Annotated in this window: 19 protein-coding genes and 1 pseudogene; 17 read left to right on the forward strand and 3 right to left on the reverse strand. The window is 69.0% G+C overall.

From position 1 onward, the window contains the following. Positions 1-129: 129 nt before the first annotated feature. From AC1RNC_RS11040 to AC1RNC_RS11075, 8 genes are all read left to right on the forward strand, one after another. Positions 130-519: a group III truncated hemoglobin gene (locus AC1RNC_RS11040; RefSeq protein ID WP_492886173.1), complete on the forward strand. Its 390-nt coding sequence runs from the start codon at positions 130-132 to the stop codon at positions 517-519. Continuing rightward, complete coding sequence (locus AC1RNC_RS11045) at positions 516-1,223, forward strand: 2OG-Fe dioxygenase family protein (protein WP_492886175.1); 708 nt, start codon at positions 516-518, stop codon at positions 1,221-1,223. Before AC1RNC_RS11040 ends, AC1RNC_RS11045 begins: the two co-directional genes overlap by 4 nt. Before the next feature lie 114 nt (positions 1,224-1,337). Then, entirely contained in the window at positions 1,338-3,308 is a 1,971-nt protein-coding gene (locus AC1RNC_RS11050) for a PAS domain-containing protein (protein ID WP_492886177.1), read from the forward strand. Positions 3,309-3,419: 111 nt separating this feature from the next. Continuing rightward, positions 3,420-4,049, forward strand: coding sequence for a PepSY-associated TM helix domain-containing protein (locus tag AC1RNC_RS11055; protein ID WP_492886179.1), 630 nt, complete (start codon positions 3,420-3,422; stop codon positions 4,047-4,049). An 11-nt stretch (positions 4,050-4,060) separates the two neighbouring features. Beyond that, positions 4,061-4,585 (forward strand): DUF2271 domain-containing protein, encoded by a 525-nt coding sequence (locus AC1RNC_RS11060; RefSeq protein ID WP_492886181.1) that lies wholly within the window; start codon positions 4,061-4,063, stop codon positions 4,583-4,585. Between the two features lie 8 nt (positions 4,586-4,593). Beyond that, positions 4,594-5,487, forward strand: a complete 894-nt coding sequence (locus tag AC1RNC_RS11065) for a DUF4198 domain-containing protein (RefSeq protein WP_492886183.1) — start codon at positions 4,594-4,596, stop codon at positions 5,485-5,487. A 139-nt stretch (positions 5,488-5,626) separates the two neighbouring features. Continuing rightward, positions 5,627-6,628: an FAD:protein FMN transferase gene (locus tag AC1RNC_RS11070; RefSeq protein ID WP_492886185.1), complete on the forward strand. Its 1,002-nt coding sequence runs from the start codon at positions 5,627-5,629 to the stop codon at positions 6,626-6,628. Continuing rightward, positions 6,628-8,130 (forward strand): sulfite reductase subunit alpha, encoded by a 1,503-nt coding sequence (locus AC1RNC_RS11075; protein WP_492886187.1) that lies wholly within the window; start codon positions 6,628-6,630, stop codon positions 8,128-8,130. Before AC1RNC_RS11070 ends, AC1RNC_RS11075 begins: the two co-directional genes overlap by 1 nt. Positions 8,131-8,137: 7 nt before the next feature. On the opposite strand, the pseudogene AC1RNC_RS11080 reads toward AC1RNC_RS11075, so the two are convergent. Both AC1RNC_RS11080 and mobA read right to left on the reverse strand, forming a co-directional pair. Next, positions 8,138-8,263: pseudogene (locus AC1RNC_RS11080) on the reverse strand (hypothetical protein); the annotation flags it as partial. After that, complete coding sequence (mobA, locus tag AC1RNC_RS11085) at positions 8,232-8,765, reverse strand: molybdenum cofactor guanylyltransferase (RefSeq protein ID WP_492886189.1); 534 nt, start codon at positions 8,763-8,765, stop codon at positions 8,232-8,234. The gene mobA and the pseudogene AC1RNC_RS11080, both read right to left, overlap by 32 nt. 87 nt (positions 8,766-8,852) lie before the next feature. Between mobA and xylR the strand changes: the two genes are divergently transcribed. The 6 genes from xylR to xylD all read left to right on the forward strand — a co-directional run bounded on the left by xylR (position 8,853) and on the right by xylD (position 16,272). Next, the gene (xylR, locus tag AC1RNC_RS11090; RefSeq protein ID WP_492886191.1) at positions 8,853-9,908 is read left to right on the forward strand and encodes a transcriptional regulatory XylR; all 1,056 of its coding nucleotides are present in this window, start codon (positions 8,853-8,855) and stop codon (positions 9,906-9,908) included. Between the two features lie 160 nt (positions 9,909-10,068). Further along, the gene (locus AC1RNC_RS11095; protein WP_492886193.1) at positions 10,069-11,223 is read left to right on the forward strand and encodes a fumarylacetoacetate hydrolase family protein; all 1,155 of its coding nucleotides are present in this window, start codon (positions 10,069-10,071) and stop codon (positions 11,221-11,223) included. A gap of 22 nt (positions 11,224-11,245) precedes the next feature. Then, positions 11,246-12,682 (forward strand): aldehyde dehydrogenase family protein, encoded by a 1,437-nt coding sequence (locus AC1RNC_RS11100; RefSeq protein WP_492886195.1) that lies wholly within the window; start codon positions 11,246-11,248, stop codon positions 12,680-12,682. A 5-nt stretch (positions 12,683-12,687) separates the two neighbouring features. Further along, the gene (gene xylB, locus AC1RNC_RS11105; protein WP_492886197.1) at positions 12,688-13,434 is read left to right on the forward strand and encodes a D-xylose 1-dehydrogenase; all 747 of its coding nucleotides are present in this window, start codon (positions 12,688-12,690) and stop codon (positions 13,432-13,434) included. 203 nt (positions 13,435-13,637) lie between these two features. Then, positions 13,638-14,504: a D-xylonolactone lactonase gene (gene xylC / locus AC1RNC_RS11110; protein WP_492886199.1), complete on the forward strand. Its 867-nt coding sequence runs from the start codon at positions 13,638-13,640 to the stop codon at positions 14,502-14,504. Beyond that, a complete protein-coding gene (gene xylD, locus AC1RNC_RS11115) occupies positions 14,497-16,272 on the forward strand; it encodes a xylonate dehydratase XylD (RefSeq protein WP_492886201.1) in 1,776 nt (591 codons plus the stop codon). Before xylC ends, xylD begins: the two co-directional genes overlap by 8 nt. Positions 16,273-16,308: 36 nt before the next feature. Here xylD and AC1RNC_RS11120 read toward each other — a convergent pair whose 3' ends face one another. Continuing rightward, positions 16,309-16,431 carry a hypothetical protein gene (locus tag AC1RNC_RS11120; protein WP_492886203.1) on the reverse strand — a complete coding sequence of 41 codons (123 nt, stop codon included), beginning with the start codon at positions 16,429-16,431 and terminating at the stop codon, positions 16,309-16,311. 191 nt (positions 16,432-16,622) lie between these two features. On the opposite strand from AC1RNC_RS11120, the gene AC1RNC_RS11125 reads away from it, so the two are divergent. The 3 genes from AC1RNC_RS11125 to AC1RNC_RS11135 all read left to right on the forward strand — a co-directional run bounded on the left by AC1RNC_RS11125 (position 16,623) and on the right by AC1RNC_RS11135 (position 19,155). Further along, complete coding sequence (locus AC1RNC_RS11125) at positions 16,623-16,856, forward strand: hypothetical protein (protein ID WP_492837122.1); 234 nt, start codon at positions 16,623-16,625, stop codon at positions 16,854-16,856. Next, positions 16,853-17,446, forward strand: a complete 594-nt coding sequence (locus AC1RNC_RS11130; protein WP_492886206.1) for a GNAT family N-acetyltransferase — start codon at positions 16,853-16,855, stop codon at positions 17,444-17,446. Before AC1RNC_RS11125 ends, AC1RNC_RS11130 begins: the two co-directional genes overlap by 4 nt. Positions 17,447-17,718: 272 nt before the next feature. Further along, positions 17,719-19,155 carry a sugar porter family MFS transporter gene (locus AC1RNC_RS11135; protein WP_125155499.1) on the forward strand — a complete coding sequence of 479 codons (1,437 nt, stop codon included), beginning with the start codon at positions 17,719-17,721 and terminating at the stop codon, positions 19,153-19,155. The last annotated feature ends 108 nt before the right edge of the window (positions 19,156-19,263 follow it).

Consider the following 19,263-nt stretch of genomic DNA (forward strand, 5'->3'; position numbering starts at 1 on the left):
GGGCCCCGGCTTTCGCCGAGGAGACGAGTTTGGCGATCGGGTTCGGGCGAACCCTAAGTAACAATCGCAAGCCAATCTTTACCGCACCGGGACTTCAGTCCCGAGGCGTAAAGGGCCATCTTCCCAGCCATGGCCGTTCCCCCGCCCCCCTTCACCGACGCCGAGATCGACACCTTGGTCGAGACCTTCTATGCGCGCGTCCGCCGCCACCATCGCCTGGGTCCGATCTTCGAGACGGCGATCGGTCCCGACGGCTGGCCCGCGCACCTGGCGACCCTGAAGGACTTCTGGTCGTCGGTGCTGAACACCTCCGGCCGCTACAAGGGCCAGCCGGTGACCGTCCATCAGCACGTCGAGGGGCTGACCGAGGGCCTGTTCATGCCGTGGCTGAACCTCTTCCATCAGACCTGCGTCGAGCTGTTCGACGCCCCGCGCGCCGCCCTCGTCGGCCAGAAGGCCGAGCGCATCGCCCGCAGCCTGAAGCTCGGCGTGTTCTTCAAGCCGGACGCGGTCGCTTGAGCGGCTTGGCCGACGACGGTTTCGTCCGCTTCGAGGCCGACGAGACCCAAACCCTGCTTGGCGCCGAGGCCATGGCCCAGTGGCCGGCCTTCGCCGAAAGCTGGAACGACCTTCCCCTCGACGGCTTCATGGCCGACGGCGGCCGCTACCGTCGCCGGCGGTTCGCGGCCTTCGCCGCCCAGCCCGGCCAGGTCGCGCGCAAGCCGCACCAGCCGCACTGGCAGAGCCGCGACTACAACCCGCTGAACGGCGGCGTGCAGCGCTGGTTCGAGCCCGTCACCGACGCGATCGCCGAGCACCCGGTGACGCAAGGCGTCATCCGCGCCGGCCTGGAGCGCTTCCACCCGCTGTCGGGATCGCCCGCCACGCCGTGGCACGTCGAGCTGCACCAGTTCCGCATCGAGGCCCGAGCCGACGAGGCGGGCCTGCCGACGCCCGAGGGCGCGCATCGCGACGGCGTCGACTGGGTGATCGTCATGCTGGTGGATCGCCGCAACGTCGACAGCGGCGTCACCGACATCTACGCGCCGGACGGGACCAGCCTGGGCTCCTTCACCCTGACCGCGCCGGGCGATGCCGTATTCCTGAACGACCACCGCGTGCTGCACGGCGTCACGCCGATCCGGCCGCACGATCCGGAGCAGCCCGCCCTGCGCGATGTGCTGGTCGTCACATACAGGCAGAACCCGGACGCGCCACGGTAAAGCTCGCGGCGCGGTTGCGCCTGCGACCGTTTGCCTCACCGCGCGACCGTTTGGACGGCGATCACAACGTGACACGGTGAGGCTTGGCCCTTCGACAAGATTGAGCGTCCGCGTATGTCTCGAGACGACCAAGGCCTGCCGGGCGATCCGCCGCAGGAGCGACGCGCCGTCTTTTCCAGCGCGATGGCCGACGCCGTTCCGATCCTGATCAGCTATGTCGACCGCGAGCAGCGCTATCGCTTCGTCAACCGCGCCTATGAGCGCTGGTTCGGAGTCGACCGCTCGCAGATCGAGGGCAAGACCCTGGCCGAGATCCTGGGTCCGGAAGCCTATGACTTGGTGCGGGATCACGCGGCCCGCGCCCTGGCCGGCGAGAGCGTCACCTTCGAGGCCGAACACAACTACCAAGGCGCTGGCGCCCGCCACATCGAGGCCCAGTACGTTCCCGATATCGCCCGCGACGGCGAGATTCCCGGCTACTACGTCCTGGTCAACGACATCACCGACCGCAGGAAGACCGCCGCCGAACTTGAACGGATGCTGGCTGGCGAGCGCCGCCGCGGCGCCCTGCTGGATCTCGGCCAGAAGCTGCGCGACGAGGCCGATCCCATCGTCATCGCCCAAACCGCCGCGCGGATGCTGACCGAACAGTTCGGCGTCGCGCGGGCCGGCTATGCGGAGATGGATCTCGTCAACGACCTGGCCGATATCGTCGCCGACGACGGCGGGACCGATCGCGGCGTCGCGCCGTTGAGCGGACAACGGATCCACCTCGAGGACTTCGGCCCCTTGATGAGCGCCGACATGCGCGCGGGACGCGTGGTCGCGGTGGGCGACGTGGCCCTGGACGATCGCACCAACGCCACGGACGCCCTGGAGGCCTATGCCGCCCTCGGCGTGCGGGCCTTCATGACCATCTCGCTGATCAAGGCCGGACGGCTGTCGGCCTATCTGTTCCTGGCTCACGATGAACCGCGCGCCTTTTCAAGCGACGAGATCGCCTTCGTCGCCGACGTGGCCGAACTGATCTGGATTTCCAGCGAGCGCGCCCGCTCGGACCTAGCCCTCAAGCGCGCCGTCGAGACCGAGCGCCTGTTGATCCGCGAGGTCGACCATCGCGCCAAGAATGTCCTGGCCGTGGTCCAGTCCCTGGCCCAGCTGACCCCGTTCCACAGCAAGGCGCAGTATGTCGAGGCGCTGTCGGGCCGCATCGGCTCGCTGGCCCGCGCCCACAGCCTGCTGTCGAACGCCCGCTGGAGCGGAGTCGACCTGCATGACCTGCTGCGGCTGGAGCTGGATCCCTATCGCTGCGCTGATGGCGTTGGCGGCGCCGAGCAACTGGTCATCGACGGCCCGCCGGTCCTGATCGACGCCCAGGGCGCCCAGTCCCTGGCCCTGGTGCTGCACGAGCTGGCCACCAACGCGTCCAAGTACGGCGCCCTGGCCCGGCCGGAGGGTCGGCTGTCGGTGACCTGGCGCTGGAATGGGGACGGCGCGCTGCGCCTCGTCTGGCGCGAGGAAGCCGGCGCGCGGGTCACCCCGCCCCAACGGCGCGGCTTCGGCTCGACCCTGATCGAGAGCGCGGTGAAACAGGCCGCCGCCCGCGTGACCCTGGACTGGCGCCCCGAGGGCCTGGAGGTCCGCCTCGACATCCTGACCGGCGTCCAGGCCCGCGCGGCCGAGAGCATCCCAGCCTATCGCCCCGGCCTGGCGGTCGACGACGGCCCGGCCCTGCGCGACCAGCGCGTCCTGATCGTCGAAGACGAGGCCGTGGTCGCCATGGAGCTGGCCCGCGTCCTGACCGCCGCCGGCGCCAAGGTCGTCGGCCCCGCGGGCACGATCGAAGAGGCGCTGGATCTGCTGAACGACGGCCAGCCGATCGACCGCGCCCTGCTGGACGTCAATCTGGGCGGCCGCCTGATCACCCCGGTGGCCGCGGCCCTGACCGACCGGCGCATCCCGTTCGTCTACCTGACCGGCTACCAGGAGCCCGACGTCGACAATGGCCCCATTCTGAGGAAGCCCGTCGCCACCAGCGCTCTCCTGGGCGCCCTGGCCCGTGGCGCGCCAAGCGCGGCGCGGTAGACTTCCGCTTTCTTTTGGGCGCGGGACAGCCCAGCCGAGTCTTGTGGCTTGAAATTGCAATTCGTTCTCAAGTAAGGACGAACCTCCAACGCCGAGGTTCGTCAGGACGCCGTGAAATCCGCCGCCGATCAGCATCGCCGCTCTTTCTGGCTGAAGCAGCTGCACCAGTGGCATTGGATCAGCGCGGCCTTGTCGCTGATCGGCATGCTGCTGTTCGCGATCACCGGCTTCACCCTGAACCACGCCGGCCAGATCGAGGCCAAGCCCGTGGTGGTGTCGCGCAAGGCGACCCTGCCGCCGGACCTGCTGGCCCTGCTGGCCAAGGGTCCGGAAGAGGGCAAGCGTCCCCTGCCCGTCCAGCTCGAGCCGTTCCTCGACAAGGCCGTCGGGGCCGACGTCGCCGGACGCGAAGGCGAGTGGTCGGCCGACGAGGTCTATGTCGCCCTGGCCCGGCCGGGCGGCGACGCCTGGGTCTCGATCGACCGCGAGACCGGCGCCGTCGAGCACGAGAAGACCACGCGCGGCGCGATCTCCCTGCTCAACGACCTGCACAAGGGCCGCAATTCCGGCAAGGCCTGGAGCTGGTTCATCGACATCTTCGCCCTGGCCTGCGTGATCTTCACGGTCACCGGCCTGATCCTGCTGCAGTTCCACGCCCGCGCCCGGCCGCTGACCTGGCCGCTGGTCGGGCTGGGCCTGGCCGCGCCCCTCATTCTCGTCATCCTATTCGTCCACCTTTAGAGGCAGACCCCGTGAAGCGTTCGATCTCCCTGCTGACTTTTGCTGGCGCGGCCTTTGGCGCCGGCGCCGCCCCGGCTCTCGCCGCCGATCTCAACGTCACCGTCGAGGTGCCGAAGCTGACGGTCGCCGAGTACCACAAGCCCTACGTCGCGATCTGGATCGAGAACCCGGCCGACAGCACCGCCGCCGGCACCCTGGCCGTCTGGTACGACGCCGGCAACCGCGAGGACAAAGGCGCCAAGTGGCTGAAGGACATGCGCCAGTGGTGGCGCAAGGCCGGCCGCGAAATGAGCTTCCCGGCCGACGGCGTCAGCGGCGCGACGCGCGCCCCAGGCCCGCAGAAGCTGGTCTTCGCCGGCTCCAAGGGCGCGCTGAAGGACCTCAAGCCCGGCGCCTACAACCTGGTCGTCGAAGCCGCCCGCGAGGTCGGCGGCCACGAGGCCGTCCGCGTGCCGTTCGTCTGGGGCAAGCCCGGCAAGCCCGCCACGGCCAAGGGTTCCTCGGAACTCGGCGCCGTCACCGTTTCCGTGAAGTGAGAAAAGCCATGACCTTCAAGAAGCGCCTGCTGGCCGCCGCAGCCTACCTGCTTGTTGGCGGCGTGGCCGCCCTCGCCCTGCCGATGACCGCCTCGGCCCACCGGGGCTGGATCGTGCCGTCGGCCACCGTGCTGTCGGGCGACGTCTGGGTGACGTTCGACGCGGCCATCTCCAACGAGCTGTTCTATCCCGACCACAACGCCATGCGCCTGGACGGCCTGGTCGTCACCGCGCCGGACGGCGCGATCGACAAGATCCAGAACGGCGCGACGGGCAAGTACCGCTCGACCTTCGATGTGGCCCTGACCAAGCCGGGCACCTGGAAGATCGGTTCGGCCAGCCAGAGCGTGATGGCCAGCTACACCGAGAACGGCGAGGTCAAGCGGTTCCGCGGCTCGCCGGACGACTTCGCCAAGCAGGTCCCGGCCGGCGCCGCCGACCTGAAGACCATCAAGAGCTTCAACCGCAACGAAGCTTTCGTCACTCGCGACAAGCCGACGACCGAGGTGTTCAAGCCGACCGGCAAGGGCCTTGAGCTCGTGCCGATCACCCACCCCAACGACCTGGTCGCCGGCGAGGCCGCCAGCTTCAAGTTCCTGGTCGACGGCAAGCCCGCCGCCGATCTTGAAGTGACGATCGCCGAGGGCGGCTCGCGCTACAGCCCGCGTCCCGACATGAAGGTGAAGACCGGCGCCGACGGCGTCCTGAAGTTCACCCTGCCGGAAGCCGGCATGTACTGGATCAACGCCACGGTCCGCACCGGCGCCATGCCGGGTCGTGGTCCCGGTCCGGGCGGGCCCGGCGGCGGCATGGGCGGCGGCCAGCAAGGCCCGGCCACGCCGCTGGCCGGCGACGGCTACAGCGCCGGCTACACCGCCACGATCGAAGCCCAGCGGCCTTAAGGTCTAAAATAGCTTGTCATCCCGGAAGCCTCGCAGAGGCTGTCCGGGACCCAGGGGCCGGCGCATCGCTGTCGCCCCTGGGTCCCGGCTCTTCGCTGCGCTGCGGCCGGGATGACAAGCATTTTGCTGTTTGAGACAGATGCCCCGCGTCCTCGTCCCCGTCCTGACCACGCCGCCCGCCCGCCCCGTCGGCGGGACGGTGCGCGCGTTCGGTGGCGCGACCATGGGGACGACTTGGGCGGTCAAGGCCGTGCTGCCGGCCACCACCGACCTCCCCGCCCTCGAGGCCATGGTCCAGCGCGCCCTCGACGCCGTCGTCGCGCAGATGAGCCCGTGGGAGCCACTGTCGGACCTCTCGCGCTACAATCGCGCGGCCGCCGGAAGCTGGACGATGCTGCCGGCCGCGACCGCCATCGTCCTGCGCCGCGCCATCGAAGTCGCCGAACAGAGCGCCGGCGCCTTCGACCCGACCCTGGGCGCGCTGACCGACCTGTGGGGTTTCGGCCCGCGTCCCTTTTCCGGAAAGCCGCCGCTGGCGAGCGAAGTCGCTCCGCTGTGTGACGCCGGCGGCTGGACGCGCCTGACGCTGGACGGCGACGCCCTGTTCCAGCCGGGCGGCCTTCGCCTCGACCTCAACGGCATCGCCAAGGGCTTCGGCGTCGACCAGGCCGCCGCGGCCCTCGATAGAGCCGGCGTGAAGAGCTACCTGGTCGAGGTCGGCGGCGAACTGCGCGGCGTCGGCGCCAAGCCCGACGGCCAGCCCTGGTGGGTCGAGCTGGAGCGCCCGCCGCCCAATGGCCTGACCGCCAATGACGCCGAACGCACCATGGTCGCCCTGCACGACCTGGCCGTCGCCACCTCGGGCGACTACCGCCGGTTCTTCGACCACGACGGCCGCCGCTACGCCCACACGCTCGACCCGGCCACCGGCGCGCCGACCACCCACGCGACCATCAGCGTCACGGTGCTGGCCAAGGACTGCATGAGCGCCGACGCCTGGGCCACGGCCCTGACGGTCATGCCCCCCGACGCCGCCCTGGCCTTCGCGGCGAGGCATGACTTGGCCGCGTTGATCGTCAGCCGAGGCCCCGACGGCCTGGAAGAACGTCTGTCCCCCGCCCTGCGAGCGATGCTGGACTGATGGTCGACCTCTCAGCCTTCGCGCCCGAGACCCGCCGCCTGATCGAGGCCGGCGCCGTGGCCGGCGTCTACGCCCTGTTCTGCGCGGGCGTCGCCCTGCGCGAGACCCTGCGCCGCCGCGCCACGCGCAAGGCGACCCTGGCCCTGTCGGAAGGCGCCGGCGAACCCATCCTGGTCGCCTATGCCAGCCAGACCGGCTTCGCCGAGGAGCTGGCCAACGCCACCGCAAGGACCCTGGCCGAGGCCGGCGCGCCGGTGACCTTGCGCGAACTGTCCAGCGTCACCGCCACCGACCTGACCGGCCGCGCCCTGTTCGTGGTCAGCACCACCGGCGAGGGCGACGCGCCCGATCCCGCCCGCGCCTTCATCCGCGACGTGATGAAGGACGGCGTCGACCTGTCCAGCCTGCGCTATGGCGTGCTGGCCCTGGGGGACTCGACCTATGCCGCGTTCTGCGGCTTCGGCCGCGAGCTCGACGCCTGGCTGACGCGGTCCGGCGCTGCGCCGTTGTTCGACCGCGTCGAGGTCGACGACGGCGATCCGGCCGCCCTGCGTCACTGGCAGGGGCAGCTGAGCCTGCTCACCGGCGTCACCGACGCGCCCGACTGGAGCGGTCCCGCCTACGGCCGCTGGACCCTGGCCGAGCGGACCTTGCTCAACCCTGGCAGCCCCGGCGGCGAGGCCTGGCATATCCGCCTCGTCCCAACAGACGGCGCGACCTGGGAAGCCGGCGACATCCTGGAGATCGGCCCGCGCAACGACCCGGCCGAGGTCGCCGCCTTGGGCCTGCCCGCGTCGATCAACCAGATCCTGTCGGGCCTGCGCCTGCCGCACGAGCCCGCCGCCATCGAGGCCCTGCGCGGCCTGTCGGCCCAAGCCGTGGCCGAGCGCCTGACGCCGCTGCCGCACCGCGAATATTCGATCGCCTCCCTACCATCCGACGGCGGCGCCGAGCTGATCGTCCGCCTCATGCCCCGCGCCGACGGCGCGCCGGGCCTGGGCTCGGGCTGGCTGTGTCGTTTCGCCGAGATCGGCGGGACGATCGACGCCCGCGTGCGGACGAACCGCAGCTTCCACGCCCCCGAGGCCTCGCGCCCACTCATCCTGATCGGCTCGGGAACAGGCCTGGCCGGGCTGCGCGCTCACCTGAAGGCCCGCGCGGCCCTGGGCGTCCGCTGGAACTGGCTGGTCTTCGGCGAACGCACGGCCGCCCACGATTATTTCCACCGCGAGGAGATCGAGGGCTGGCGGGACTCGGGCCTGCTGGACCGCGCGGACCTGGCCTTCTCGCGCGACCAGGCCGAGCGCGTCTATGTCCAGCACCGCCTGCGCGCGGCGGCCGACGTGCTACGCCGGTGGGTGGCCAACGGCGCGGCCATCTATGTCTGCGGGTCGCTGGAGGGGATGTCGCGCGACGTCCACGCGGCCCTGGTCGAGGTGCTGGGCGCCGAGACGCTGGAGCGGCTGACGGACGAGGGGCGCTATCGGCGGGACGTGTACTGAGCCGTTCAAAATTCTTGTCATCCCGGAAAGCCCGTAGGGCTTGTCCGGGACCCAGGGGGCGCCGCAGTGCGGTTGCCCCTGGGTCCCGGCTCTCCGCTTCGCTACGGCCGGGATGACAAGCTATTTGAGCGATTTAGCATGTTGAATTCCTCCGGCGTATTCGCCCCGCGCAGGCGGTCCCTCGCCTCGTCGGAAACAGGCAGAGCCATCAGCCCCGCACGCTCCACGAACCGCCGCAGCGGCCACCCGGCCTCGGCGTCGGCCGGAATCGCACGCGTCTCGACCACCATCGGAACCGGCAGGCCCTCGTAATAGCCGCCGCCCATCAGCAGCGGCGCCAGATCCTCGGCCGTCACGGTCGGCGCATCCACGGCCAGCACCAGCAGCCGCGCCGCGCCCAGCGCCCGCGCCCCGGCCAGCACCCCGCCGACCGGTCCCGCGAAGGCCGCGTCGTCCGGAACCCACGGCAGGCCGAAATCCGCTCCCGCCGTCACCAGCGCCTCCGCGCCGACCGCCTTCGCCAACGCCGCCACCCGGTCCACCGCCCGCGCGCCGTCCCAGTCGAGCAAGGCCTTGTCGCGCCCCATTCGCCGGGACTCGCCGCCACACAGAATGATCGCGCCGAAAGAGGTCATGTCCGCGTCTTAGCAGGATTTTGCGCTGGTCTTCCAAGCTGCGCCCGAAGCGGTCTAGTGTCCGCCCCGCAAAGGGACGAAGTAACAATGAGCCAGCCTGTCGAGCGCCAGCGTCGTCGGACGACCCAGAGCGCCACCATCCGCGACGTGGCCGCCCGGGCGGGCGTCTCGCCGATGACCGTCTCGCGCGTCATCAACCGCGAGAGCACCGTCAAGGACGAGACCCGCGCCCTGGTCGAACAGGCCATCGCCGACCTCAACTACGCCCCCAACCCCGCGGCCCGCAGCCTGGCCGGCAGCGCGCCCTTCCGCATCGGTCTACTCTACGACAACCCCTCGACCGGCTACCTGTCGGAGTTCCTGGTCGGGGCCCTGGACGAGAGCAGCCGCACCGGCGCCCAGATCGTCATCGAGAAGTGCGCCGAACCGGAGCTGGCCGGCGCCACCCTGGCTCGCCTGCTGAAGACCGGCGTCGACGGCTTGATCCTGCCGCCGCCGCTGTGCGAGTCGCCCGAGGTGCTGGCCGAGATTCGCGCCGCGGGCGCCGCCGCCGTGGCCGTCGCCCCGGGCATGACCAGCACCGACATGGCCACCATCCGCATCGACAACGAGGCGGCCGCCTACGAGCTGACCCAGCATCTGATCAGCCTGGGCCACAAGCGCTTCGGCTTCATCAAGGGCCATCCGAACCAGACCGTCAGCCAGCAACGCCTGGACGGCTTCATGGCCGCCCTGAAGGCCGCCGGGATCCCCATGGAGGACATCCGGGTCGAGCAGGGCTACTTCACCTATCGCTCGGGTCTGGACGCCGCCGAGCGGCTGCTGGCCGCCGAGCCACGCCCGACCGCGATCTTCGCCGCCAATGACGACATGGCCGCCGCCGCCGAGGGCCTGGCGCACAGGCTGGGCCTGGACGTGCCAGGCGACGTCTCGATCGTCGGCTTCGACGACACCTCGATCGCCGACAACATCTGGCCGGCCCTGACCACCGTCCATCAGCCGATCGCCGCCATGGCCCGCGCCGCCGTCGACCTGGTGCTGGAGGAGATCCGCCGCAAGCGTGACGGCAGCGGCGAGCCGAGGCAGCTCGTGCATCCCCACACCCTGATCGTGCGGGATTCCAGCGGGCCGGTCAGCAAATAGATCACCCTAGCCAGCCGCGCCCTCGGCGCGGGACACGGCGTTTGGCGGATTGGTCTGACAAGTCGCTTGCGGCTTAGACATGTTAGCGCTACCAAGTGCCTGATCAACGAGCGCCGCCTGTCGGCAGCTTCCAGACGCTCGAACTTGGGGAGACGACGCCGTGGGCGTGAGTGAATTCCTTCCGGAAGACTGGAAAGACGCGACCTTGCTGGGCCGCATCGACTTCGGCGATGGCCCGACGCCCGTGCTGGTGCGCGGCGGTCGTGTCGAGGACGTCTCGAAGATCGCTCCCACCGTCGCCGACCTGATGAACGCCTATCCGCCCGGCTCCGTGATCCCGCGCGGCGAGGATAAGGGTCCGCTGGAAGCCCTCGACATCCGTCCCGTCTGGGAAGACGCCGACGGCGCGGCGGCCGTGAAGCTGCTGGCCCCCGTCGACCTGCAATGCCTGAAGGCCGCCGGCGTGACCTTCGCCGTCTCGACCCTGGAGCGGGTGATCGAGGAACGCGCGCGCGGCGACGCCGCCGAGGCCCTGAAGATCCGCGAGCAGCTGGCCGAGAGCATGGGCGGCGACCTGCGCAGCGTGAACCCAGGCTCGGAGGGCGCCGAGCGCCTGAAGCAGACCCTGATCAAGGACGGCCTGTGGTCGCAATACCTCGAGGTCGCCATCGGCCCCGACGCCGAGATCTTCACCAAGGGCCCGACCCTGTCGTCGATGGGCTGGGGCGACCATGTCGGCGTCCGCTATGACAGCCACTGGAACAATCCCGAGCCGGAAGTCGTGCTGCTGTGCGACGGCCAGGGCCAGATCCGCGGCGCCTCGCTGGGCAATGACGTCAACCTGCGCGACTTCGAAGGCCGCAGCGCCCTGCTCCTCAGCAAGGCCAAGGACAACAACGCCTCGTGCGCGATCGGTCCGTTCTTCCGCCTGTTCGACGATGTCTTCTCGCTGGATGACGTCCGCTCGGCCGAGGTCGAGCTGAAGATCACCGGCCGCGACAACTTCGTGCTCGACGGCAAGTCGAACATGAGCCTGATCAGCCGCGATCCCGCCGTGCTGGCCGGCCAGGCGTTCGGCAAGCAGCACCAGTATCCGGACGGCTTCGCCCTGTTCCTGGGCACCATGTTCGCCCCGATCCAGGACCGCGACACGCCCGGCCAGGGCTTCACCCACAAGGTCGGCGACCGCGTCCGCGTCTCGACCCCGAAGCTGGGCGTGCTCGAGAACGAGGTCACCACCTGCGACAAGGCCAAGCCGTGGACCTTCGGCATCTCGGCCCTGATCCGCAACCTGGCCGGCCGCGGCCTGCTCTAATCCAGATCCAAGGAGCTCGGCGATGACCGACACCCTGCGCCACTATATCGGCGGCGAACGCGTCGCCGCCGACGCCCCGGCCGAAAGCCTGAACCCGTCGAACACCAACGACGTCGTCGCCAAGGTCCCGATGGGCGGCCAGGCCGAGGTCGACGCCGCCGTCGACGCGGCGAAAAAGGCGTTCCCCTCGTGGTCGGAAGCCTCGCCGGAAGTCCGCTCGGACCTGCTGGACAAGGTCGGCTCGACCATCATCGCCCGCAGCGCCGACATCGGCCGCCTGCTGGCCCGCGAAGAGGGCAAGACGGTCGCCGAAGGGATCGGCGAGACCGTCCGCGCCGGCCGCATCTTCAAGTACTTCGCCGGCGAGGCCCTGCGTCGCCACGGCCAGAACCTGGAAAGCACCCGTCCCGGCGTCGAGGTCCAGACCTATCGTCAGGCCGTCGGCGTGTTCGGCCTGATCACACCCTGGAACTTCCCGATCGCCATCCCGGCCTGGAAGGCGGCTCCGGCCCTGGCCTTCGGCAACACCGTGGTGATCAAGCCGGCCGGTCCGACCCCGGCCACCGCCAACGTGCTGGCCGATATCATGATGGAATGCGGCGCCCCGGCCGGCGTCTTCAACATGCTGTTCGGCCGCGGTTCGATGGGCGACGCCCTGATCAAGCACAAGGATGTCGACGGCGTCTCGTTCACCGGCTCGCAGGGCGTGGGCGCTCAGGTCGCCGCCGCCGCCGTGGCCCGCCAGGCCCGCGTGCAGCTGGAGATGGGCGGCAAGAACCCGCTGATCATCCTGGACGACGCCGACCTGGAACGCGCCGTCGCCATCGCCCTGGATGGTTCCTTCTACGCCACCGGCCAGCGCTGCACCGCCAGCTCGCGCCTGATTGTCCAGGACGGCGTCCACGACAGGTTCGTGGCCCTGCTGGCCGAGAAGGTCGCCGCCCTGCGCGTGGGCGATGCGCTGGACCCCAACACCCAGATCGGCCCGGCCGTCTCCGAAGACCAGATGGAGACGAGCTACAAGTACATCGACATCGCCACCTCGGAAGGCGGCCGCGTGGTCACCGGCGGTAATCGTCTGAAGCTCGAAAATCCGGGCTGGTACGTGCAGCCGACCCTGATCGCCGACACGCAGGCCGGCATGCGGATCAACAACGAGGAGGTCTTTGGCCCCGTCGCCTCGACCATCCGCGTCGGCTCGTATGAAGAGGCCCTGGAGGTCGCCAACGGCGTCGAGTTCGGCCTGTCGGCCGGCATCGCCACGACCTCGCTGAAATACGCCCGCCACTTCCAGCGTCACGCCAAGGCCGGCATGACCATGGTCAATCTGGCCACGGCCGGCGTCGACTACCATGTGCCGTTCGGCGGCTCGAAGAGCAGCTCCTACGGCGCGCGCGAACAAGGCTTCGCGGCGGTCGAATTCTTCACCCAGACCAAAACCTCCTACTCGTGGTCCTAAGCAGCATGTCGTCAGCCATCTATCCCAGCCTGAAGGGCAAGCGCGTCGTCATCACCGGCGGCGGCTCGGGCATCGGGGCCGGCCTCACCACCGGGTTCGCCCGGCAGGGCGCGGAAGTGATCTTCCTCGACATCGCCGACGAGGACTCCAGGGCGCTGGAAGCCGAGCTTTCGGGTTCGGCCATCCCGCCGGTCTACAAGCACTGCGACCTGATGAGCCTGGACGCGATCAAGGCGACCTTCGCCGAGATCGGCGACATCGACGTGCTGGTCAACAACGCCGGCAACGACGACCGCCACAAGCTGGGCGACGTGACCGGCGCCTACTGGGACGAGCGGATCAACGTCAACCTGCGCCACATGCTGTTCTGCACCCAGGCCGTCGCGCCGGGCATGGCCAAGCGCGGCGGCGGCGCGGTGATCAACTTCGGCTCGATCAGCTGGCACCTGGGCCTGGAGGATCTGGTCCTCTACGAAACCGCCAAGGCCGGCATCGAGGGCATGACCCGGGCCCTGGCCCGCGAGCTGGGGCCTGACGACATCCGCGTCACCTGCGTGGTGCCGGGCAACGTCAAGACCAAGCGCCAGGAGAAGTGGTACACGCCCGAGGGCGAGGCCGAGATCGTCAAGGCCCAGTGCCTGAAGGGCCGCCTCGTGCCCGAGAATGTCGCCTCGCTGGTGCTGTTCCTGGCCTCGGACGACGCTTCGCTCTGCACCGGACACGAATACTGGATCGACGCGGGCTGGCGTTAGAGCGTGGCAGCCGAAAGTGTGAGCGGTTTCGGCGCCCGCCACGCTCTAAGTGTTAGAGATAGAGCCTGTTTATCCGTTTCTGATGTTTCCATCAGAAACGGACAGGCTCTAGCCCGAGACGACCGTTTCGAGCGGGGGCCTTCCCTGAAGCGCCCCGCCGCCGTATCGAACGCAGGTTACGGCTTTACGGAGAAGTTTCGAACATGACCGCCGCCACCTGCGTCTGGGATCTCAAGGCCACGCTGGGCGAGGGCCCCGTCTGGCACGGCGACGCCCTATGGTTCGTCGACATCAAGGGCCGCAAGATCCACAACTACAATCCGGTGACTGGCGACCACTTCAGCTTCGACGCCCCGGATCAGGTCGCCTTCCTGGCGCCCCTGCCGGATCGCGGCGGGTTCGTGGTCGGGCTGAAGGGCGGCATCCATCGCTTCCATCCGGCGATCGGCTTCCGCCCGCTGATCGAGGTCGAGGATCAGGCGCTCGACAACCGGCCCAACGACGCCACCGTCGACGCCGCCGGCCGCCTGTGGTTCGGCACCATGCACGACGGCGAAGAGAACAAGAGCGGCTCGCTCTACCGCATGGACGCCCAGGGCGTGGCGCGGATGGACAAGGACATCTGCATCACCAACGGCCCGTGCGTCTCGCCCGACGGCAAGACCTTCTACCACACCGACACGCTGGAAAAGACGATCTGGGCCTATGACCTGGCCGAGGACGGGACGCTGTCGAACAAGCGCGCGTTCGTCCATGTGAAGCTGGGCGACGACATCTATCCGGACGGGACGGTCGTCGATTCGGAAGGCTGCCTGTGGATCGCCCTGTGGGGCGGCTTCGGCGTCATCCGCGTGTCGCCCGCCGGCGAGATCGTGGGCCGCATCGAACTGCCCGCGCCCAACGTCACCAAGGTCTGCTTCGGCGGGCCGGATCTGAAAACCCTGTTCTTCACCACCGCCCGCAAGGGCCTCAGCGAAGAGACCCTGGCCCAGTATCCGCTGGCCGGCGGTCTGTTCGCCATCGAGGTCAATATCGCGGGCCAGCCCCAACACGAGGTACGCCTTGTCTAACCGTACGCCCCGCCGGTTCCGGTCCCGCGATTGGTTCGATAATCCCGACCACATCGACATGACGGCGCTCTATCTGGAGCGCTTCATGAATTACGGGATCACGCCGGAGGAGCTGCGCAGCGGCAAGCCGATCATCGGCATCGCCCAGACCGGCAGCGACATCTCGCCCTGCAACCGCATCCACCTCGATCTGGTGACGCGCGTGCGGGACGGGATCCGCGACGCCGGGGGCATCCCCATGGAGTTTCCGGTCCACCCGATCTTCGAGAACTGCCGTCGCCCGACGGCGGCGCTGGACCGGAACCTCTCCTATCTGGGTCTCGTCGAGACCCTGCACGGCTATCCGATCGACGCCGTGGTGCTGACCACCGGCTGCGACAAGACCACGCCCGCCGGGATCATGGCCGCCACCACGGTCAACATCCCGGCCATCGTCCTCTCCGGCGGTCCGATGCTGGACGGCTGGCATGAGAACGAGCTGGTCGGCTCGGGCACGGTGATCTGGCGCTCGCGCCGCAAGCTGGCGGCCGGCGAGATCACCGAGGAAGAGTTCATCGACCGCGCCGCCTCGTCGGCCCCGTCGGCGGGTCACTGCAACACCATGGGCACGGCCTCGACCATGAACGCCGTGGCCGAGGCCCTGGGCCTGTCGCTGACCGGCTGCGCGGCCATCCCGGCCCCCTACCGCGAGCGCGGTCAGATGGCCTACAAGACCGGTCAGCGGATCGTCGACCTGGCCTACGAAGATGTGAAGCCGCTCGACATCCTGACGAAGAAGGCCTTCGAGAACGCGATCGCCCTGGTGGCGGCGGCCGGCGGCTCGACCAACGCCCAGCCGCACATCGCGGCCATGGCGCGCCACGCGGGCCTGGAGATCACCGCCGACGACTGGCGCGCGGCCTACGACATCCCGCTGATCGTCAACATGCAGCCGGCCGGCAAGTATCTGGGCGAGCGCTTCCACCGGGCCGGCGGCGCGCCCGCCGTGCTGTGGGAGCTGCTGCAGCAGGGCCGTCTGCACGGCGACGTCCTGACCGTCACCGGCAAGACCATGGCCGAAAACCTCGAGGGCCGAGAGACCCACGACCGCGAGGTGATCTTCCCCTACGCCCAGCCCCTGGCCGAAAAGGCCGGCTTCCTGGTGCTGAAGGGCAACCTGTTCGACTTCGCGATCATGAAGTCCAGCGTGATCGGCGCGGACTTCCGCGAGCGCTACCTGAGCCAGCCGGGGCAAGAGGACATCTTCGAGGCCCGCGCCATCGTGTTCGACGGCTCGGACGACTATCACACCCGCATCAACGATCCGGCGCTGGAGATCGACGAGCACTGCATCCTGGTCATCCGGGGCGCGGGTCCGATCGGCTGGCCCGGTTCGGCCGAGGTGGTCAACATGCAGCCGCCGGATCACCTGCTGAAGAAGGGCATCATGAGCCTGCCCACCCTGGGCGACGGCCGCCAGTCGGGCACCGCCGACAGCCCCTCGATCCTCAACGCCTCGCCGGAAAGCGCCATCGGCGGCGGCCTGTCGTGGCTGCGCACCGGCGACACCATCCGCATCGACCTCAACACCGGCCGCTGCGACGCCCTGGTGGATGAGGCGACCATCGCCGAGCGCCGGAAGGAAGGCATTCCAGCTGTCCCGGCGACGATGACTCCCTGGCAGGAAATCTACCGCGCCCACACGGGCCAGCTGGAGACCGGCGGGGTGCTGGAGTTCGCCGTGAAGTACCAGGACCTGGCGTCGAAACTACCCCGGCACAACCACTGAGACCGAAGAAGCCCCGGAGCGATCCGGGGCTTTTTTCTAGTCCTCGTCGCGCGAGAACGATCGCCGCTCGGCCCGTCGCCGAGAACGGCCGTGGGCCAGCGCCTCGGCCGGCGTGGCGGCGACGGCGCGGGCCGTCAAGGCCCAATGGGGCGTCAGCATGGCGGCTTGGCCGGTGCGGCGCTGTTGTCCGCCCAACCAGGCTACCGCGACGCAGTCGCAGCCAAGTAAACCAGTTTGACCACCCAAAAGGACATTAAGAAAGTCCTAAAAAATCTGCAGTCAATTGTAAAATTCTCTCCTAGGTTGAAACTCAAAACGAGGTTATGCTCACGAGACCGGGGGCGGTTTTTTTGAGCGCGGACAGCATGTTATCGGTGAGCCGAGCCCTGGATGAACGCAAGGAATCGCCGACCCTGGTGGTCGTGACGAGTGCGCTCCAGCTCGCCCTGGTGGTGCTGGTCTGGCTGCTGGTTCTCATCCCCGCCGCCATCGCGGCCTTAACCATCCTGACGGTCAAAACCGTGCGCGCCCTCCTTCGGCGGCCCGCCGTGTCCTCGCCGCCAATCGAGGAGGACAAGTCATGAGCATTCGCGCCGCCCAGACTCCGGACCTCGGCCCCCTGGCCCGCCTGTGGTGGCAGGGCTGGCGTGACGCCCATGTGCCGCTGGTCCCCAAGGCCCTGGCGACCCGACGCACGCTGGACAGCTTCATCGTCCGGATGGCCATGGCCCTGCCCCACGTCCGCGCCGTGGGGCCGGTCGGCGCGCCGCTGGGCTTCCACCTGATCAAGGACAACGAGCTGAACCAGCTCTATGTCGAGGAAGAATCCCGCGGCGCCGGCATCGCCGCCCTGCTGATGGCCGACGCCGAGGACCGCCTGCTGGAAGCCGGGGTCAAGACGCCCTGGCTGGCCTGCGCCATCGGCAACACCCGCGCCGCGCGCTTCTACCAGAAGGCCGGCTGGGTCCTGACCGGAACCCAGACCATTCCGACCGAGATTCCGGGCGGCTGGTACCCTCTGAAGATCTGGCGCTACGAGAAGCGGCTGAGCGCCCGGCCCTGGACCTGGCATGAGATCGAACAGCTCGGGCCGCGCCTGTCCCCCGCCGAACCTGGCGGCGAAGCCCAGGATCGCCGGGCGCATCTTTTCCGCGCGCCGCGGACGATCATGTAGCGCCGCCGTCCGGCCTCGCCGCCGGACACCCGATTTCCATTCCGCCTTGTCCGCCCTCGCGCGTCCTACGAAACGGACGTCGCGGAAACCCGCGCGCCTCTGCTATCGATGAGGCGCAGGGGTGAGTCCCGCGCACGGGCATGGGCATGGGGTCGCCAGAACCACCGCTTGCGCGCTGATACCGGTAACACTAAGGTCGCCGGCAACCAAAGGTCTGACAAGGACCGCGAGGGCATCAAACGGGGCCGGTAGGCCCAACGGGGAGGAAACCTGTGGCTTCAGTATCCAACGCCGGTCCGAGCGCCGGCATGAGCGCCGACGGGCTGAAGGTCAACATGGCCTTCATCGCCGCGATCGTCGCCGTCGCCACCATCGGCGGCTTCATGTTCGGCTATGACAGCGGCGTCATCAACGGCACGCAGACCGGCCTGAAGGCCGCCTTCAACCTGACCGAGGCCGGCGAGGGCCTCAACGTGGCCGCCATCCTGCTCGGCTGCGCCTTCGGCGCCTTCGCCGCCGGCCGCCTGGCCGACGTCTGGGGCCGTCGCACGGTGATGATCATCTCGGCCCTGCTGTTCGTGGTCAGCGCCCTGGGCACCGGCGGGGCCCACACCTCGCTGGTCTTCGTGATCTTCCGCCTGATCGGCGGCCTGGGCGTCGGCGCCGCCTCGGTGCTGTGCCCGGTCTACATCTCGGAAGTCACGCCGGCCAATATTCGCGGCCGCCTGTCGTCCGTGCAGCAGATCATGATCATCACCGGCCTGACCGGCGCCTTCCTGGCCAACTACGCCCTGGCCCACACCGCCGGCAGCTCGACCGCCGAGTTCTGGCTGGGCCTGCCAGCCTGGCGCTGGATGTTCTGGATGCAGGTCATCCCGGCCGGCATCTTCTTCTTCGCCCTGCTGGTGATCCCGGAAAGCCCGCGCTTCCTGGTCGCCAAGGGCAAGGACGCCCAGGCCGAAGCCATCCTCTCGCGCCTGTTCGGCCCGGGTCAGGGCGCCGCCAAGGTCGCCGAGATCCGCGCCTCGCTGGCCGCCGATCACCAGCCGAAGTTCTCGGACCTGCTGGACCCCAAGACCCGGAAGCTGCGCGCGATCCTGTGGGCCGGCCTGGTGCTGGCCGTGTTCCAGCAGCTCGTGGGCATCAACATCGTCTTCTACTACGGCTCGGTGCTGTGGCAGTCGGTGGGCTTCACCGAGGATGACAGCCTGAAGATCAACATCCTGTCGGGCGCGCTGTCGATCCTGGCCTGCCTGGCCGCCATCGCCGTCATCGACAAGATCGGCCGCAAGCCGCTGCTGCTGATCGGCTCGGCCGGCATGGCCGTGACCCTGGGCGTGATGACCTGGTGCTTCTCGACCGCCACCATGGTCAACGGCGCCCTGCACCTGGACGCCAGCGTCGGCCCGATCGCCCTGGTCGCCGCCAACCTCTATGTGATCTTCTTCAACCTCTCCTGGGGTCCGGTCATGTGGGTGATGCTGGGCGAGATGTTCCCCAACCAGATGCGCGGCTCGGCCCTGGCCGTCTGCGGCTTCGCCCAGTGGATCGCCAACTTCGCCATCTCGTTCAGCTTCCCGATCATGAAGAAGGCCAGCCTGCCCATGACCTACGGCTTCTATGCCGTCTGCGCCGTGGTCTCGTTCTTCCTGGTCCAGAAGCTGATCGACGAGACGCGCGGCAAGGAGCTGGAGGCGATGCAGGGCTAAGCCCCGCCGTCACCTGAAGATACCGAAGCCCCGGAGGTCGCCTCCGGGGCTTTTTCTTTGTCGTTCCCCCTCCTGCGAAACGAGAAATGACACCGGTGGACAGCGCCT

The sequence above is a fragment of the Caulobacter sp. GW822-FHT01G02 genome (assembly GCF_058802865.1).

What these genes read in the sequence shown, in the direction of transcription:
- AC1RNC_RS11040 (WP_492886173.1), top strand. Translation starts at nt 130, where the DNA reads ATGGCCGTTCCCCCGCCCCCCTTCACCGACGCCGAGATCGACACCTTG.
- AC1RNC_RS11050 (WP_492886177.1), top strand. Translation starts at nt 1,338, where the DNA reads ATGTCTCGAGACGACCAAGGCCTGCCGGGCGATCCGCCGCAGGAGCGA.
- AC1RNC_RS11065 (WP_492886183.1), top strand. Translation starts at nt 4,594, where the DNA reads ATGACCTTCAAGAAGCGCCTGCTGGCCGCCGCAGCCTACCTGCTTGTT.
- AC1RNC_RS11070 (WP_492886185.1), top strand. Translation starts at nt 5,627, where the DNA reads ATGCCCCGCGTCCTCGTCCCCGTCCTGACCACGCCGCCCGCCCGCCCC.
- AC1RNC_RS11075 (WP_492886187.1), top strand. Translation starts at nt 6,628, where the DNA reads ATGGTCGACCTCTCAGCCTTCGCGCCCGAGACCCGCCGCCTGATCGAG.
- mobA (WP_492886189.1), bottom strand. Translation starts at nt 8,765, where the DNA reads ATGACCTCTTTCGGCGCGATCATTCTGTGTGGCGGCGAGTCCCGGCGA.
- xylR (WP_492886191.1), top strand. Translation starts at nt 8,853, where the DNA reads ATGAGCCAGCCTGTCGAGCGCCAGCGTCGTCGGACGACCCAGAGCGCC.
- AC1RNC_RS11100 (WP_492886195.1), top strand. Translation starts at nt 11,246, where the DNA reads ATGACCGACACCCTGCGCCACTATATCGGCGGCGAACGCGTCGCCGCC.
- xylB (WP_492886197.1), top strand. Translation starts at nt 12,688, where the DNA reads ATGTCGTCAGCCATCTATCCCAGCCTGAAGGGCAAGCGCGTCGTCATC.
- xylC (WP_492886199.1), top strand. Translation starts at nt 13,638, where the DNA reads ATGACCGCCGCCACCTGCGTCTGGGATCTCAAGGCCACGCTGGGCGAG.
- AC1RNC_RS11120 (WP_492886203.1), bottom strand. Translation starts at nt 16,431, where the DNA reads ATGCTGACGCCCCATTGGGCCTTGACGGCCCGCGCCGTCGCCGCCACG.
- AC1RNC_RS11130 (WP_492886206.1), top strand. Translation starts at nt 16,853, where the DNA reads ATGAGCATTCGCGCCGCCCAGACTCCGGACCTCGGCCCCCTGGCCCGC.